This window comes from Microbacterium sp. NPDC088619 (assembly GCF_044752825.1).
Lineage (GTDB): Bacteria > Actinomycetota > Actinomycetes > Actinomycetales > Microbacteriaceae > Microbacterium.
Map to the genome: position 1 here is coordinate 1,833,444 of NZ_JBIVLZ010000001.1, position 16,383 is coordinate 1,849,826.

The 16,383-nt window shown below is 70.3% G+C and carries 9 protein-coding genes; all 9 read right to left on the reverse strand.

Annotated elements, in window-relative coordinates; genetic code table 11:
- Positions 1 to 29: 29 nt before the first annotated feature.
- Positions 30 to 824: a hypothetical protein gene (locus ACIP5T_RS09005; protein ID WP_400862447.1), complete on the reverse strand. Its 795-nt coding sequence runs from the start codon at positions 822 to 824 to the stop codon at positions 30 to 32.
- Positions 821 to 1,651, reverse strand: coding sequence for a PP2C family protein-serine/threonine phosphatase (locus ACIP5T_RS09010; RefSeq protein ID WP_400862449.1), 831 nt, complete (start codon positions 1,649 to 1,651; stop codon positions 821 to 823). The genes ACIP5T_RS09005 and ACIP5T_RS09010 overlap by 4 nt, the downstream gene beginning before the upstream one ends.
- Entirely contained in the window at positions 1,648 to 3,525 is a 1,878-nt protein-coding gene (locus ACIP5T_RS09015; RefSeq protein WP_400862451.1) for a DUF5684 domain-containing protein, read from the reverse strand. Before ACIP5T_RS09015 ends, ACIP5T_RS09010 begins: the two co-directional genes overlap by 4 nt.
- Complete coding sequence (locus ACIP5T_RS09020; RefSeq protein ID WP_400862452.1) at positions 3,522 to 6,074, reverse strand: transglutaminase domain-containing protein; 2,553 nt, start codon at positions 6,072 to 6,074, stop codon at positions 3,522 to 3,524. Before ACIP5T_RS09020 ends, ACIP5T_RS09015 begins: the two co-directional genes overlap by 4 nt.
- Positions 6,071 to 7,441 (reverse strand): DUF58 domain-containing protein, encoded by a 1,371-nt coding sequence (locus tag ACIP5T_RS09025; protein WP_400862454.1) that lies wholly within the window; start codon positions 7,439 to 7,441, stop codon positions 6,071 to 6,073. The genes ACIP5T_RS09020 and ACIP5T_RS09025 overlap by 4 nt, the downstream gene beginning before the upstream one ends.
- Positions 7,438 to 8,403: an AAA family ATPase gene (locus tag ACIP5T_RS09030; RefSeq protein WP_400864685.1), complete on the reverse strand. Its 966-nt coding sequence runs from the start codon at positions 8,401 to 8,403 to the stop codon at positions 7,438 to 7,440. The genes ACIP5T_RS09025 and ACIP5T_RS09030 overlap by 4 nt, the downstream gene beginning before the upstream one ends.
- Before the next feature lie 97 nt (positions 8,404 to 8,500).
- The gene (locus tag ACIP5T_RS09035) at positions 8,501 to 14,482 is read right to left on the reverse strand and encodes an Ig-like domain-containing protein (RefSeq protein WP_400862455.1); all 5,982 of its coding nucleotides are present in this window, start codon (positions 14,480 to 14,482) and stop codon (positions 8,501 to 8,503) included.
- Entirely contained in the window at positions 14,482 to 15,612 is a 1,131-nt protein-coding gene (locus ACIP5T_RS09040; RefSeq protein WP_400862457.1) for a serine/threonine-protein kinase, read from the reverse strand. Before ACIP5T_RS09040 ends, ACIP5T_RS09035 begins: the two co-directional genes overlap by 1 nt.
- Positions 15,613 to 15,746: 134 nt before the next feature.
- Positions 15,747 to 16,313, reverse strand: coding sequence for a DNA-3-methyladenine glycosylase I (locus ACIP5T_RS09045; RefSeq protein ID WP_400862459.1), 567 nt, complete (start codon positions 16,311 to 16,313; stop codon positions 15,747 to 15,749).
- Between the last annotated feature and the right edge of the window lie 70 nt (positions 16,314 to 16,383).

The window sequence follows — 16,383 nt, forward strand, 5'->3', positions numbered from 1 at the left end:
GCGATGATGCCCCCGTCCGGGTGGGAGTGTCAGGCGAAGATGACGAAGCCCAACGCCACCAACCCGGCGACCGAGACGACGCAGGCCGCGGCGAACGAGACAAGCGCGGCCATGCTCCAGCGCAGTCCCTGCTTCGCGACCGAGGGGAGCTCCTGGTCCACCGCGCGGGTGGGAGCGGCGGCACCGATCACCACGGGCGGAGCTGAAGGACCGAGGGGCGCGGGACGCGGTCGGTAGATCTCGGGCGCCGGAGCATCGGTCGGCGCCTCGAAAGAGATGGGTGCGGCGCTGGTCTCGACACCGGGGGCGGCATCGGCGGAGGCTTCGCCCTGTTCGTCGGAGCGCTCGGATCGTTTCCGTCGCACGCGCCGCGGGGTCCTGGAGACGAGCACGGTCGGCTCCTCTACGAGCTGCTCCTGCTCCTGCTCCTGCTCCTGCTCCTGCTCCTGCTCCTGCTCCTGCTCCTGCTCCTGCTCCTGCTCTCCTGCGAGAACATCGGCCGGCACATCGGACCCCGACGAGCTTCGGTCGACCACGACGGTCGCCTCATCGAGATCGCCAGCTGACTCCTCCTCGACCCGCCCGGGACGGCGGTCGACCACGACGGTCGCCTCATCGAGATCGTCGAGCCCCGGAGAGCCTTCAGCCGCGACGGGGTCGCCGGCATCCGCTGAGTCGTCGGAACGCACCGGCTCGACTGCGGATGCGTCCACCGCCTCCGACTCACGCGGAGCAGTCGGCGAAGCAGCGACTGATGCGTTCCGGCGTCGATCACGACGGGTCAGCATGACGGTCTCCTCGACCTCGGACTCGTCGTCGGTCATCTGACGCGTACCGGGATCGTCGTGCCCTCGAGGCTCGAGTCGGTGAGAGAGGCGGATGCGGCCTCGTGATCGGCCGCGCTGTCATCCGGACGCCTGCGTGCGCCGCCGGAGACCACGTCGATCACGACCACCGTCACGTTGTCGCGACCACCCGCCTTGAGCGCCCGGCTCACGAGAGCCGCAGCGGCCGTCTCGGGGCGCCCGTTCATGGTCAGGGTGGCCCTGATGGCTTCGTCACTCACTTCGCCGCTGAGCCCGTCGGAACACAGCAGCAGTCGTTCGCCGTCGACCACCGGCAGCAGCCAGCTGTCGGCCGTGCTGTCGGGCGCGCCGATCGCCCGGGTGATGACGTTGCGCTGCGAGAACGACGAGAGGTCCTCTGCGCGGAGCTCGCCGGCATCGACCAGCTCCTGCCCCAGCGAGTGATCGATCGTCAGCTGGGTCAGCTCGTTGCTGTGGTGGCGGTAGACGCGAGAGTCGCCGACGTTGAAGACGAGCCAGTGCGGTGCGCCCTCGTGATCGACCAGTGCGACACCGGTCACCGTGCTGCCCGCTCCGCGCTTGTGCTCGGCGGAGATGTCGTCGACGATCGCCGACGCTCGGCTCAATGCGTCGCCGACATCGGCGACCTCGACCGCGAGCCCACGAAGAGGCTCGAACGCAGCGACCACTGCAGCGCTCGCTCGATCGCCGGCCTCATGACCGCCCATGCCGTCTGCGACGAGGAACACCGGCGAAGCCACGAGCACCGAGTCCTCGTTCGCAGTGCGCTTGAGGCCGGTGTCGGTCAGGGAGGCGACGTTCAGCACGACGGAAGAGACGGTCACGAGTCGCGCTCCGCGATCACATGCATCCCCACTTCGCCGAGGATGAACCGGCCGTTGCCGGTGACGCTCTCACCTGGGTCGAGGAGTGTCTCCGTGCCGTTCTCCTCGACCACGACGACGCCGTTCGTGGCGTGCAGATCGGTGAGGCGCCACTCGTCGTCGTGCACGACGAGGCGAGCGTGCGTCTTCGACAGCGTGCGGGTCGTGTCGGAGATCGCAAGCCGCTGCTCGCCCGGCTCGCCGATCGGATTGCGGCCGATCACGACGCTCGCGCCAGACAGCGAGAACGTGCGTCCGTCGTCGAGCACCAGGGAGCGACGCACGCCGCGCCGACGGGCGACGACGACCGTGGCGTCCAGGTCGTCGTCGACGTCGTCCGTCGGACGCGGGGTGACGACCGTCTTGTCGACGTCGGCCGCGAGGCCGCCGAGGGGCATCGCGAAAGACTCCGGAGCAGGCACGGCAGGCCTATCCGCGGCAGGCGCGGCAGGCGCATCCGTGGATAGCGCGGCAGGAGCGGGCGGGGCGGGCGGAGCCGGAGCCCCTGCCGCGCTCGCCTCTGCGGCCGCACGGAGTTCTTCCGCGGCGGACACGTCCGCGGCGGACACGTCTGCGGCGGACACGTCTGCGGCAGCGGTCGGCACCGGGCGGATCGTCGGCATCTGCGGATGCTGGTCAGAGACCCCGCCGTCGCGGAACGACGGTGGAGCCGGCCGGACCGCCCGCGGCGGCTCTCCGCCGAGGGGCGCGGAAGGTGTGTGTCCTGTCGGCGTCTCGAACGGGGACCCAGGCGCGGATGCGGGCGCGGGAGGGGCGGGCGGCTGGGGCACGACGTCCTCAGCGACGGTCTCCGGAAATGCGGGGGGCTGCGGCGCGACGGGGGCCACGGGGTCGCCGCCCATCGCGGCCATGATTCCGGTCGTCGGGTGTGCATCGACGGGCGGCGCAGGGGACCCGGGTGCAGAAGGCTCCGGTGCAGGAGAAGCGGGTGCAGGAGACTCGGGTGCAGGCGCAGCCACCGGCGCGGGGGGCCGCGGAGCAGGCGGCTGCGGCGCGTGCCCCGGTGCGGGAGGCGCCGGCGCGGGAGGCTGTTGCGCGAACGCAGGAGCGGGCGGCTGCGGCTGCGGCTGCGGCTGCGGAGGAGCGAACGATGCTGCGGGCGCACCGGGAGCCGGAGGCTGCCCGGCGACGGGAACGGGCGGAGGCCCGACCGGAGTCTGCGGCTTCTGCGCAGGCGCGCCCCATGCAGAGGGAGTGACGCTCCCAGAGCCCGTGGGAGCGTCGAGCGCACCGGTTGCGGCGTCCGCATCCGACTGAGCGGTCGCGCGGGTCGGTGCGGCGTAGTCCGGGAACACGAGCGCCGGGGCATCCGGCTGACTCGGGGTGTGCGGCGCGAGAGACGGGATCGTGTATCCCGACGCATCCCTGGCGGGTGCGGCGGCGGGCTGCGCATTGCGGCGAGGCCCCGACTGCAGCGCGGCCAGTCGTTCACCCTCGGGGTGGGGCGGCGCGCCCCAGGCGAGAACGGTGGCCCAGACCGGGGGCAGCAGGATGGCGAGCACGGTCATGCCGGCGCCCCGACCGAACCTCCGATTGATGCGGTGGGTCGCCACGACCTTGAGGTAGATGCCGTACAGCTGCACGATCGGGATGAAGTAGAAGACCACCGACCACGCAGGCACTCCGCCTCGCGCCAGGATCTCGGCCTCGTTGAGGACGGGCACCCAGCCCTTCCAGCCCTCACCGCCGATGCGTGGGAACAGTCGCGACAGCGCCAGGGCGTACCAGACGTAGACGGCCAGGCCGACGAGCACGCCGACACCGCCGACGATGGCGAGCATCGTCACGTAGCCGCTATCCACAGGCGCGATCATGAGTTCCCCTTCTTCCGGTCGCCGAGCGACGCGGTCCATCCGAGCGTAGCGAGAGCCGGCCCGGCTCCCGGGTAACCCCGACCGCGCGCAGCCCGCATCCGACCGATGAAGGAGGTCGGCCGCACACGCCTGACGACGCGGCGCCACCACTTGCCGGATGCTGCCAGCTCCGCCCGCTCGGCATCCACGATCGCCCAGGCGGCGGTCGCATCGTCGTCGGTCGGTGGGTGCTCGGCGAAGACGGCGCGATCGACGAGCACCGCCAGCCGGTCCGCGGCCTCGCGGTCGGTCGACAGAGCCCGCTGGGTTCGGGTGCCTTCGGCATCCATCGGCACGTCGTGATCGGCGTACACGTCGACCAGCTCCTCCCAGGCGCCGGCGAGACGCACTTCGGGGTCTTCGGCCGTGCGGCGGGTTCTGGCGCGCTGCCTCTTGGCGAGCAGCAGCACGAGGAACGGCAGAGCGCACAGCGCGAGCGCGAGCAGGCTGAGTCCCACAGCTCTGAGGATGGGCAGCAGGAAAGCGAGGACCTCCGACTGCGGCGCCTCGAGCGGCGGCGCATCGTTGTTCGAATCGCTCTGCGCCTGAGGAGGATCCAGCGCCTCCGACCGGGGCTGCTCCGGCACGGTCGGATGCTCCGGCAGCTGCTCTCCCTCGGTGATGGAGCTCGGCAGCATCGCATACTGCGGGGTCGTGTCGACCGGCATCCACTCGCCGCCGGAACTCCGCACCTCGACCCAGGCGCTCATGTTCGCACCCGTGCAGGTCTCGGTGCAGGCCGGAATCCCCGGCACCTCTTCCGCGGCCGCGAGCCGCGCGCCGATCACGACGCGGGACTCGAGGCCCCAGTGCTCGGCGAGGAGGGCGGCCGCCACCGAGAACTGCTCGTCGTCGCCGACAGCGGACACGAGCAGCTCGGGTGCGGCATCGGCCCCGGCCCTTCGCTCCTGTTCGACCAGGTCGGTGAACAGCTCCTCGATGCGGGCGGCGGAATGCCCCGCATAGCTCGGCGCGAACGCGTATCCCTCGGACTCCTTGAGCGACGCGATCCACCCCGCTGCCGCGTCGTCGTCGATCAGCGCGTGGCTGAGGTAGCCGCGCGAACGCAGCCGATCGATGATCTCGAGGTATCCGGCTCCGGTGCGGGGCTGCTCCTGCATCTCGGCCCACTCGGTGAGCGCGGGATACAGGTCGGTGTCGAGGTTCGAGGCGCCGCCCTGCAGCGCGGCGACCTCGCCGGGTGCACCGGGGGCGTCCACGAGCACCGTGTAACGGTCACCGGGGACGAGCCCCTCACCGCCGCCGGGCGCCTCTGCCACGGTGATCGCGGTGTCGCCGCCGGAGTTCACGTGGAAGCCGTCGGCGAGCGCATCGGCGCGCGAGCCCGAGAAGTCCGGCGCCTCCGCGAGACCCGCAGGCGACGGCACCCAGATGCCGCGGTAGGCATCGCCGACCGTGATCCCGAGCGACACGCGCCCGGCCCCCGGCATCGCGGTGCGGGGCAGCCTGCTGAACCGGTCGTCGGGCGCGATGTGGAAGTCCTCGCCGTCATACGAATCGAGAGTGACGAGCCGGAGGCGCTCGATCGCACCGGGGTCGCCCTCCAGCAGCACGACGGTGTCATCGAGAGTGCCGCCGGCGAACCACGAGCGGTAGGCGCTGAGCGGGCTCGCCTGCTGCTGCACGACGATCATGGGCTCGACCTCGTCGCGCAGCACCGAGCGGTCGCTCCACCCGGCCGCCGCGGGTGCGACCGCGAATCCGGCGATCAGTGCGACCACGGCGAGCCCTGCCGACAGCAGGTGACGACGGATCGTCAGCCACACGGGGGTCGCCCGACGCGAGATGTTCGCCGCGGCGACGGTGCGCAGCGCCTGCGCACGCTGCAGACGCGAGCGACCGACCAGCCAGACGAGAGAGGCGACGAAGAGCGCGACGCCGATGAGCCATTCCCGCGGCGCCGGAAGCGCCACGCCCAGCACCGAGACGGGAGCCGTCGTGCCGCTCACTCCGAAGGCGATGCCGAAGACGCTCATCGCGGTCACGACCGGAACCGCGATCGTGGCCCGACGCCCGCCTGAGAGCACGAGGAGAGTCGCGATGAACGTGCCGAACAGCATCACGACGAGGAACGGGATCAGCACCGCCTGGTACTCGCCGAGCGGCGGGTTCAGCGTCAGCATCTGCTTCCAGCCGAGCACGACCCCCAGCACCGCATCGCGGAGTCCGCCGAGGAACGCGGGGAGCGACGTGAGAGCAGAGGGGATCGCGAGGGGAACCGCGACGACGAGGTAGGTGCCTGCCGCCGCGAGAGAGCCGATCAGAACGCCCCACCGGAGCACCCGCGTCAGCACGGCGACGGCCATGCCGAGCAGTCCGCCGATCAGACCGACCGCCAGCGCGCGGGGCGATTCGTACACCGGCCATGCCGCCGCCGTCGCGAGGCCGACCCCGACGAGCACGTACCCGAGAGCCCACAGTGTGAGGGCCGAGAGCGCGAAGGATCGTCGCGACTTCGCGACGCCGCGCCGGGGCCCTGCGGCGCTCATCGCAGCGCTCCACGGGCGAGCATCTGCGGAAGATCGCCGAGCGCGCCCAGCGTCATCACGGCGAGCTCGCGTGCCGTGCGCATCGTGGGCTGCTCTCCCAGCTCGCTGCGCACCGCAACGGCCTCGACCGCCGCCGGAAGCTTGACCGCGGCATGGCGCAGTCGCTCGAGCGGCATGCGCGAGCCCGTCAGCAGGAATCCGATCGACAGGTCGGGGTAGGACTGCGCGGTGAGCGCGGCGACGGCCTCGAGGCGCATCACGCGGTCGGCCGGGTCGATGGTCGAGGTGGCGTCGAGCAGCGCCTTGGGCGTCACGGTGGGAAGAGTGCGGATCGACAGCACCTCTGCGCGGCTGTGCTCGGGGATCTCGTTGCTCACCGAGAAGAGCACGTCGCGGCCGTCACGCACACCCTGCAAGGCGAGGGACGCGGCGGCGCTGACCGTGTTCTCGAACTCGTCGTCGCTCTCGTACGATTCCGCGTCGAGGTCGAGGATGATCGCGATGCGGGCATGGCGCGACTCCTCGTACTGGCGCACCATGAGCTTTCCGGTCTTGGCGGTCGACTTCCAATGCACGTGCCGCTGCGAATCCCCCACGACGTACTCGCGCACCGCGTGGAACGACAGGTCGGCATCGACCAGGGTCGTGCTCGGCGTGCCCTCGAGGTCGCGGATCAGGCCCGCGCTCGTGCTGGGCAGAGGAACCGTGATCGGGTGCACATGGATGCGCTGGACGTCGGGCCACCGCAGCTCCCGTCGGAGGATGCCGATCGGGTCGCCACGCGTGATGGTCATGGGTCCCACGTCGATGACACCGCGGCGGTGGGCGGCGATCGTGAGCTGCTCGCGGTGATGCGCGGCGGGGCGCAGCAGCGGGACGTGCGCTTCGACGAGCCCCTCCCCCACGGGAACGTCGACGATGCCCGGCAGCGAGAGACGATCGCTGTTGTTGCGCACATCGAGCGTCGCGCCGATCTCGGCCCCGGCGACCACGCGGTCGCGGTCGAGCGTCAGCTCGATGCGGTAGTCGTGGGTGCCGAGGATGAAAGGGACGCAGGCGATCAGCAGCACCAGCGCGATCGCCGCTACCGCCCACGCCTCCACCCATCCGAAGAGCAGCCCGGCGGCGATGCAGAGCACGAGGGCCACGATGACGAGCATCCCGGCCGATGTGACCGTCTCGCGCACCCACGCGACGGCCGTGCGGGCAGCGCGACGCGTGGTGCGAGCGGCGCGACGGACGCCGAAGACCGCGCCGCGGACGGGTCCTCGGCGCGTGCGGTCGTAGCGCGTGACCGTCGACGTGCGCGTCGACGTGCTGGTGCCCGCCGTCGTGCGCGTCAGTCGGGACTCGGTGCTGAAGCTCACGCAGTGCCGTTCTCGCGCGGCGGCTCGACGTCGAGCAGGATCTGCCCCACCACGGCGACGGCGGTGACGCCGTCGAACTCGGCCTCGGGCTCGAGCACGAGGCGGTGAGCGAGTGCCACGACCGCGAGTTCCCGAACGTCGTCGGGCGTGGCGAACGTGCGCCCGCTCTTCGCCGCCCAGGTCATCACGAGGCGCGAGAGCGCGATCGCGCCTCGCACGCTGGCACCCAGACGCACCTCGGAGGCGCGACGCGTCGCATCGACGATGCGCATGATGTAGTCGGAGACCAGCGGATTCACGTACACGCCGCGCGTCATCTCGGCCATCGTGAGGATGGTGTCGGTGCCGACGATGCCGTCGAGCACGTGCTTCGGCTGCGCTGCGCCCTGGAGGATGCGCATGGTCGCCGCCTCATCGGGGTAGCCGATCGACGTCTTGATCATGAAGCGGTCGAGCTGCGCCTCGGGCAGCCGGTAGGTGCCGCCCTGCTCGATCGGGTTCTGCGTCGCCATGACGAGGAAGGGCGAGGGGACCGGACGCGTGACGCCGTCGACCGTGACCGTGCCCTCTTCCATGACCTCCAGCAGCGCCGACTGCGTCTTCGGGCTCGCGCGGTTGATCTCGTCTGCGAGCACGATGTTCGCGAAGACGGGGCCGGCATGGAACTCGAACGCCCCCTCCTTCTGGTCGTAGACCGTGATGCCCGTCACATCACCCGGAAGCAGGTCGGGGGTGAACTGGATGCGCGTGCTCGTGCCCGTGACGGTCTGGGCGATGGCGCGGGCGAGCGCCGTCTTGCCGGTGCCGGGGAAGTCCTCGAGCAGCACATGACCGCCGCTGACGGCCGCGGCGAGCGCCAGTTCGATCACATGCCGCTTGCCGAGGATCGCCTGTTCGACGTTGGCGGCGACGATCGAGAACGTCTCCGCGAACCAGGAGGCCTGTTCGGGAGCGATGGTCACGGGAGCAACGGAGGGAGCGGGCATAGGGCAACCGTTTTCATCTCGGGCGCCTGCACGGTGCAGGGCGGTGGGGAGGAGGGAGTCGTCATGTGAGCGCTCATCCCTCGGGGGCGGGCGGGTCGGGCGGGTCGACAGGATCGGGCGTCTCGACCGGTGGCTGCGTGCACAGCGGCGCGCGGTGCGTGATCGGCTTGAGCGGAGCGAAGGCTCCCGTCCAGGTGATCCTCGTCTCGAGCATGGAGATGCCGTCGACGATCCTGGGGGTGAAGATGTACGAGAACGACCCGCGCGCTGCGGGGCTGACGGCGAACACGTCCTCCGGCTTCGCCGGCACGCACTTCTGGAACTGCACGGCCACTATCGTCGGTGCGGTTCTCGCTGTGATCTCGATCGGATCGGAGCAGTAGGTGGTCAGCACCGCGTGGCAGGACCGCGCGACGATCGGCAGCGGCGACGCGTCGGAGCTCAGCTCGAAGTTCTCGTACCACGATCCGTACAGGTTGTACCGCGCGATGAAGCCGTCCCGCGCGCCGATCTCGGGCAGCGACTCCAGGCCGTAGAAGTAGCGGTTGCCCTCGACTGACGGCTGGGTCGCCACCGTGTAGTTGGTCTTGCCCTTGGGGCCTTCGACGAACGTGAAGGTGAAGACCTGGGTGGTGTTCGACTCCGCCACGCCGAAGCCGTTCGAGGCGCACGCCTTCACGTTGTAGGTCGAGTACTCGGCGAGCTGGGCGAGAGTGGGGGACGACGACTGCGCCTCTGCGCCCGAGACCTGGAGCCGCCCGTTGCCGTCGGCGGTGCAGCTCGCATCGCCCGAGCGCCACGCGAGATAGACGACGTCGACACCCAGCGCGCTGCCGTTCGGCTGCGCAGCCACTCCCGAGACGTTGATCGAGGTGTTCGACGCGGCGACCGCCTTTGTTCCTGAGGGGTCGAAGTAGACCGTTCCCGCAGCGGTGACCGACGTGCGGAAGGCACCGCCCTCGTTGCCTCCATCGCCCGTAGGCGGCTGGAACTGGCTGATCGGGACGATCGTGATGTTCTGCGGGCCCGGCGACAGTGCGATCTCGGCCGACGTCGTCGCGCCGGTGCGGTTGATGACCTGGCCCGTCTCCTCGACGCGGAAGGAGAGGGAGTCGTCCGACGCGGCGATCGCGAGTTCGACGATGCCGCGTGCGCGTTCGGTGCCACTGGGGCGGTACACGGGCGTGGCCGTCGCATCCGACACCACCGGGGCGGCATACGCCCAGCTGGTGTGCGGTGACGTCGCCGCTGAGGTGCCGACCGCGTTGACGGCCGCTGCGGTGAAGACGTGCGGCGCCCCGTTCACGAGCCCGTTCACCGTGCAGCGGTAGGCGCCACCGGCCGGACTGCACGACGCGTCCGCCGGGGATCCGTCCTGCAGGATCGTCACGCCGGTGACGGCGGGGTGCGCACGCCCTGCCTCGCCGAGCGGCACGTCGAGCACGACGGTCGAACGGGTGAATCCGACGGTCGTGACACTGGCGGGCGCTTGCGGGAAGCCCTGCAGGTCGAGAGTGAGGGTCCCCGTGCCGGTGCGACCCTGCGCATCGGAAACGACGAACGGGATGATGCACTGACCGCCGGGGGCCTGCCCTCCGCCGGGCCAGCTCGCGGAGATCGACGTGCTCCCAGAGGTCGAGATCGACGCGACATCGCACCGCGAGCCCGCACCCAGCGACATCAGCCGAAGGCCGGATCCGGGCTTGCCCGCGAACGGGTCGTATTCCCCCGCGACGTCGACGACATCGATCGTGCAGCTCGGGTTCGTGACGACGCACTGCGTCGTGAAGGTCGCGCCCCGCGGCGCATCGGGTGGCGCTGCGCCCACGACCAGGCGGACGGATGCCGACGGCTCACCGTACTGCGGCACCGTGACGCTCACGTTCTCGGTGTTGCCCGGCCTGGCATCCGCTCGCGCTTCGATGGTCAGCTCGGAGCCGTTCCTCGTGACGATGAACGCCGACCCCGAATACACGATCCGATACTCGAGCGATCCGGCGTCGCCCTCGCGGCCGCCCTCCCAGGCGGCCATGTTCGAGTACATGTCGACCGTCTCGATGGTTCCCGGGGCGATCGTGTGCGAGATCGATGAGAGCAGCAGCTGGGGCTCCGCGGGCCGGATGCTGATCGGCACGTCGATGAACGACCAGCGCTCCTGGCCCTTCAGCCGCACCTGGACGAGGCAGGTGTCCGACCATGGCGCTTCCCGGCCAGCCCGGTAGGTCACGCTGCCCGAGCCCTCTGCGGCGCACGACGCGGCCGCGCGCTGCGCACTGAACTGCCCGGTGCCCACCTCGACCGCATCGGAGGCGATCAGGTCGACGTAGTCTGCCGCGTCGAACGAGACCGACGCATCCTCGTCGACCACGACGGGGGTCGAACCGGGCTTCAGCTGCACCTGCATGTCGTCGAAGGCGGGAATGCGCAGGAACCCGTAGGCGACCACGTCTCTGCCGCCCGACCCCTTGCCCTTGAGCTGGAAGGGAACCAGCGCGCCGTCCTCCGGCGCCGCACCCACGATGCGGTCGCCCTGCACCGTGAATCCGGGCTGGTCGCCCCACAGACTCAGCGTGAGCGAGGAGGCATCGCCCGACGGCCAGCTCACGCGGTCGGTCACGACGTCGATGCCGCGATCCGGGAGGTCTTCCCTGTCGCGTGCGGTGAGCACGGTGTCGGAGACGCTCGGCTGATCGGCGACGGCACCGTCGGTCACGGTGACGACGATCAGCCCCTGCGACGTGCTCGACGTGCGCGTGGACCTGACGGTGTAGAAGTAGGAGTTCGTGCCCGCGGTGTCTCCCGCACGGAGCACGATGCGGCCGTCCTCGAGAGAGGTGTCGGGGTCGATCAGCGCGTTCAGGCGGTCGTACAGCGGGTTGCCCTTGACCGGAGGCGCGTTGGGCACGAGCTCGGTGATCTCCAGGTCGCTCTGCGCCGGGTCGAGGTCGTTCAGACGCGGGTCCAGGACGATCGGGGTGGTCGAGCCGGCTTCCACCCGCACGTAGTCGCTGAAGGTCACGGGAGCTGCGTCGTCGATGTCGGCGTCGAGCACGCCGACGCGGACCACACCGCTCCCCTGCTCGCCCTGAGGATCGCGCACCGTGTAGCGGAAGGTCACCTGACCTCCGTCGACGCCGCCCGCGGGCGCCCGGTAGACGATCGCGTCGCCGTCGGCCGAGATCGTCGCAGTGCCGGCACCCTTCTGAGGCTGGTCGATGCCTGCGAGGACCACGCGATCGCCGTCACTGTCCATGCCGGTCGACGGCACGGGCAGCGACACCGTCTGACCGCTGAGGACCCGGCCCGTCAGCGTCGACGGCGTCGGCGCGCGGTTCGTCCCCGGGGGGACGACCGTGACCGTGACGACGCCGTTGTCGGAGAGAGCAGGATTGCGCTCGAGCGACACCGAGTACGTGAGGCGGTAGGTGCCCGGCGTCGAGGGTGCGAGGTATCGCAGCGCGTTGCGGTCGGCGAAGACCAGCTCGCCGGCTTCGCCCGACCCGGTCACCTCGGGCAGCACCACGAGGGGTTCGCCGCGCGGCGCCACATCGTTCGCCGCGACGTTGATGCGCGTGAGCGAACCGGCACGGACCGTGATCGCATCGGGGAACACGATCGGGCGGGTGACCGTCGACGGCGGCGTGAGGAAGACCGTGACCGTGCCCTGCACAGCGGCTCCGGTTCCGTCGGCGACCGTGACGGTGGCCTTGCCGATGACCCCGGGCTCGCCATCCTCCGTCGTGCCGTTCACGCGGATGCTCTCGTTGCCGACCACGCGCACGCCGAGCTGCGGCGTCGAGCTCACGGCATCCGCCAGCATCAGCACGCGCCCGCTGGTGTTCTGCACGGCACGGAGGACGTCGACCGTCGTGTCCTCGCCCTCGCGCACGAACGCGGTGAGGGGCGCCATCGCGAGGCCGGCGGATCCGTCGACGGCCGTGATGCGGATGACCGCCGACTGCTCGGCCTGGGTCGAGACGTCCTGGGCCGTGTAGGTCACGACGTACTGACCGGGTTCGGCGACCGTCATCTCGACGGTGCCCGATGCCGCGTTGGGGTTGACCTCGAGTCCCTGAGCGGTCGCGGCGGTCTGCACGGCGTCGACCAGACGGTACGAGCCGGACCCTCCGGACAGGTGGTCCGAGATGCGGACGGACTGCAGGTCTCCGACACGGGCGGTCAGCGCCACCGGTGCGGCGACCAGGGCCGGGCTGCCGGTGACCTGGACATCGAGGGTCTTCTCGGCCGACGCGCCGTGCACGTCTTCGACGACGACCGTGACCGAGATCACCGCGTCGGCGGCGTTGGGGTCGGTGTGGCGGATGGCCACCCGTCCGTCCGCCATCGGCACGACCATGACGGGCGACGAGGAGTCGGTCTCATAGGCATCGCTGAGGACGAACGGATCGCCCTCGGGATCGACCCAGCCCGACAGCGCCGAGACGACGGTGCTGCCACCGGGAAGGAGCTGCGGTGTCGGCCACTCCTGCTGACAGGCGTCCACTCCGCACCACACCGGTGCGGAGTTGGTCTCCTGGTCGACGACGGTCAGCGTCACGGTCGCAGGGGATGACACTGCGGCGCCATCCGTGACCGCGTAGGTGAAGCTGACCTGCCCAGACCCCGCCTTGACGTCGACGACGAGCGACTGCCCGTTGGCGACGAGTGTGAGATCGCCGAATGCGGGGTCGCCGAGCCCGCCCGAGACCGAGTCCGGGTCGATCGACAGCACGTCCTTCTTGTTCGGATCGTGGTCGTTGAGCAGCACCGGCAGGATCACCTGCTCCCCCGCGCGCACGCCGAATGCATCGTCGACCGCGACGGGCGGCAGCTGCTCGGCCACGTCCTCGACGATGATCGTGCCCTCCTGCTGCTCGGTGTCGTCTTCGATCGCCCACTGCTCGAGCGGGATGAGCACGCCGTCAGGGGCGGTCCAGATGAGTCCGGTGCCGATCTCGCTCAGCACCGCTCTGTCGCCGTTCTCCTGGAACACCGGTTCGATCGTCGAGGAGTCGAGGGCCTCATCCGGAACGCGCAGCGGAACGGTCTCGCCCCCTGCCCACAGCGTTCCTGCACCGGTGTCGAGCCAGGCCGCGTAGACCTCGCCGTCCACGATGACGGGCGTGGCCGGGACGCCCGACGCCTCGGCGATGCGCTCCGACTCACCGGAAGCGAGATCGACGGACACGAGGCCGTCGGAGTCGGCGATCAACACCGCTTCGCCGGAGTCGGCGCCCTCCTGCAGGCGTGCGTCCTCGACGACATCGAGCTCGAGCGGCTCGTCGCGCCCCTGGAGCCACAGCTCGCCGGAGCCCGCCTGGAGCATCGCCCAGCGATCTCCCACGACCGTGGCGGTCAGGCCGTCCGCGGCATCCGGAGCTTGGGAGACCGACTCGGGATCGCCGAGGAAGCGGTACTCGTCGATGTCGAACCGCCGGATCGCCCCCTCGTCGGCGGAGTAGAGCACCAGCAGCCCTTCGGGCGACAGCCCGATCGCATCCGCCGTGTACGTCGGAGGATCCTCGCCTTCCTCCACCTCGACGCCCGCGAACGGGTCGACGAGAGCAGTGGCGGCGCCGGCGTCGAGCGTGGTCACCGACACCTGCCCGGTGTCCGTGCGATACGCGACGTATGCACCGGCGGAGAGGATCTCCCGCGTGCCCGCCGGTGTCGGCTCGGAAGCGATCGGCGTGCCCTCCTCCGACGAGTCGGAGAGGAGATCGGCGGGACTCGCGGGGTCCACGTCCCAGCGCTGCCTGTTGCCCTGTGCGTAGACCACGGCCGCGGAGCCGTTCTGCCAGACCGCCTCAGGGTCGTCGACGTTGCGCACCGTGTCGATCTCGGCGAGCTCGGTGTTCACGCGTGCGTATTGACCGCTGTCGCGCATGACCCAGACCGACGACTCGAGCCGCGGCACCTCCTGCGACTGGTAGCCCTGCGCGGTGATGGCGAGGGTGAGCACCACTGCCAGCGCGGCGATGCCGGAGATCGCCGCGATCAGGCGCCCCCGTGATCGGGGGTTGGCCTCCGCGCGGGCGCGATCGCCGATCGCCATCACAGAACCCCGGTGAGGTTGAGCGCGACGATGCCGACAGAGGCGAGCACTGCGGCTCCGATCAGCGCGCCGATCACCCCGGCGACGAGGGGCGAACGGGTCTTCGTGCGCGCGGCGGGCAGTTCGTCGCGGTCGCGGGGCGTCGCCTGCTGCCGTGCGGCACGCTCGGCGCGCCGAGAGTCGGGAGCGACCGTCGTGATCACCGGGCCACGGGCCGTGGAGTCCGAGAAGCTGACGGGAGCCGCGGCGGCCCACTCGGCGGAGGCCGCCTCGAACGCGGTCGGGTGCAGACCCAGCTCGTACTGCGCCCAGCGGAGTCGTTCGGCGAAGTCGGCCATGCTCGCGAACCGCTTGGCAGGATCGCGGTGCATCGCAATCGCGAAGATCTCGTCGATGATCGGGGGGATGCCGTCGACCGGCACCGCCGTGTAGCGCGCCTTGATGATCCGCTCGGTGAGCTGATCGCGTGAATTGGACCCGCGATCCGCCCTCTCGAACGGGCTTCTTCCGGCGAGCAGCGTGTAGAGGGTGGCTCCGAGGCTCCAGATCTCACTCGGGACCGATCCGGAGACCCGCTCCTGAAGCACCTCGGGCGAGCTCCACGGCACAGACATCGCGATCGTCTCTCCGTCGCCCTCGTCGATCACAGCGGCTGCGATGCCGAAGTCGGCGAGCACGGGAGCCCCGAGCGAGTTGATGAGCACGTTCGACGGCTTGATGTCGCGATGCAGAAGACCCGCCCTGTGCACGGTCTCGAGCGCGCCGGCGATGCGAACGCCGGTGTCGAGCACCTCGGCGAGGGCCAACGGCGCCTTCTTGTAGCGAGCGCTCATGGTGTCGGGGCAGTACTCCATCGCGAAGTACGGACGGCCGTCGGCGGAGATCGACGCCTGATAGATCGTCACGATCGAGGGGTGTGCGCTGAGTCTCGCGGAGATGTCGGCCTCGACATTGAAGGTGCGGAGCACCTCGCGGTTCACCGCATCGGCCAGCAGCACCTTCACAGCGGCGACGCGTCGCGGCATGTCCTGTTCGTACAGGAAGACATCGGCGAACCCACCCGAACCCAGCGGGCGCACGTAGCTGTACCCCGCCAGCGTCGGCGGTGTCGATGCCATGCGCGTGGCCACCCCTTGCTCCTCACGGTCGGATGGGAGACCGCGCTCTGCATTCGCCCTGCGCGCTGCGCTGGGCGATCCCCCCGATCAACGAGTATATCGAGGGCATGGATGATCCCGAAGGCGCGCTTTCGAGACCTCGAGCATCACGCTCTCCAGCATCCCGCCACGTGATCGTCGACCATGCCTGCCGATTGCATCAGGGCGTACATCGTGGTCGGACCGACGAATCTGAAACCGCGACGCCGCAGCTCCTTGCTCATGGCGGTCGACTCCGTCGTCACAGCCGGAACCTCCGCGAAGGACGCGGGTCGGGCGCCGGGCGCCGGCGCGAACGACCACATCAGCTCGTCGAGCTCGCCCTCCGCCATCGAGCGGACGATGCGGGCGTTGCCGATCGTGGCCTCGATCTTCGCCCGATTGCGGATGATCCCTGCATCCGCCATGAGCCGCTCGACGTCTGATTCACCGAACTCGGCGACCAGCTCAGGGTCGAAACCGGCGAAGACCTCGCGGAACCGCGGTCGCTTGCGGAGGATGGTGATCCACGAGAGACCCGCCTGGAAGCCCTCGAGCGCCATCTTCTCGAACAGCGCCCGGTCGCCGCGCAGAGGCGTGCCCCATTCTTCGTCGTGATACCGACGGTACTCCGCGTCGTCGCCGACCCAGCCGCATCGGTCGCGTCCGTCGGGGCCGGCGATCAGTGACGTCATGTGCCCACGCTAGCCGGGTCCACCGACGTCGGGCGGATCTCCGTGCCGGACGCCGGGAATGCACCCGCCG

What these genes read in the sequence shown, in the direction of transcription:
- ACIP5T_RS09045 (WP_400862459.1), bottom strand. Translation starts at nt 16,313, where the DNA reads ATGACGTCACTGATCGCCGGCCCCGACGGACGCGACCGATGCGGCTGG.
- ACIP5T_RS09035 (WP_400862455.1), bottom strand. Translation starts at nt 14,482, where the DNA reads ATGGCGATCGGCGATCGCGCCCGCGCGGAGGCCAACCCCCGATCACGG.
- ACIP5T_RS09015 (WP_400862451.1), bottom strand. Translation starts at nt 3,525, where the DNA reads ATGATCGCGCCTGTGGATAGCGGCTACGTGACGATGCTCGCCATCGTC.
- ACIP5T_RS09020 (WP_400862452.1), bottom strand. Translation starts at nt 6,074, where the DNA reads ATGAGCGCCGCAGGGCCCCGGCGCGGCGTCGCGAAGTCGCGACGATCC.
- ACIP5T_RS09005 (WP_400862447.1), bottom strand. Translation starts at nt 824, where the DNA reads ATGACCGACGACGAGTCCGAGGTCGAGGAGACCGTCATGCTGACCCGT.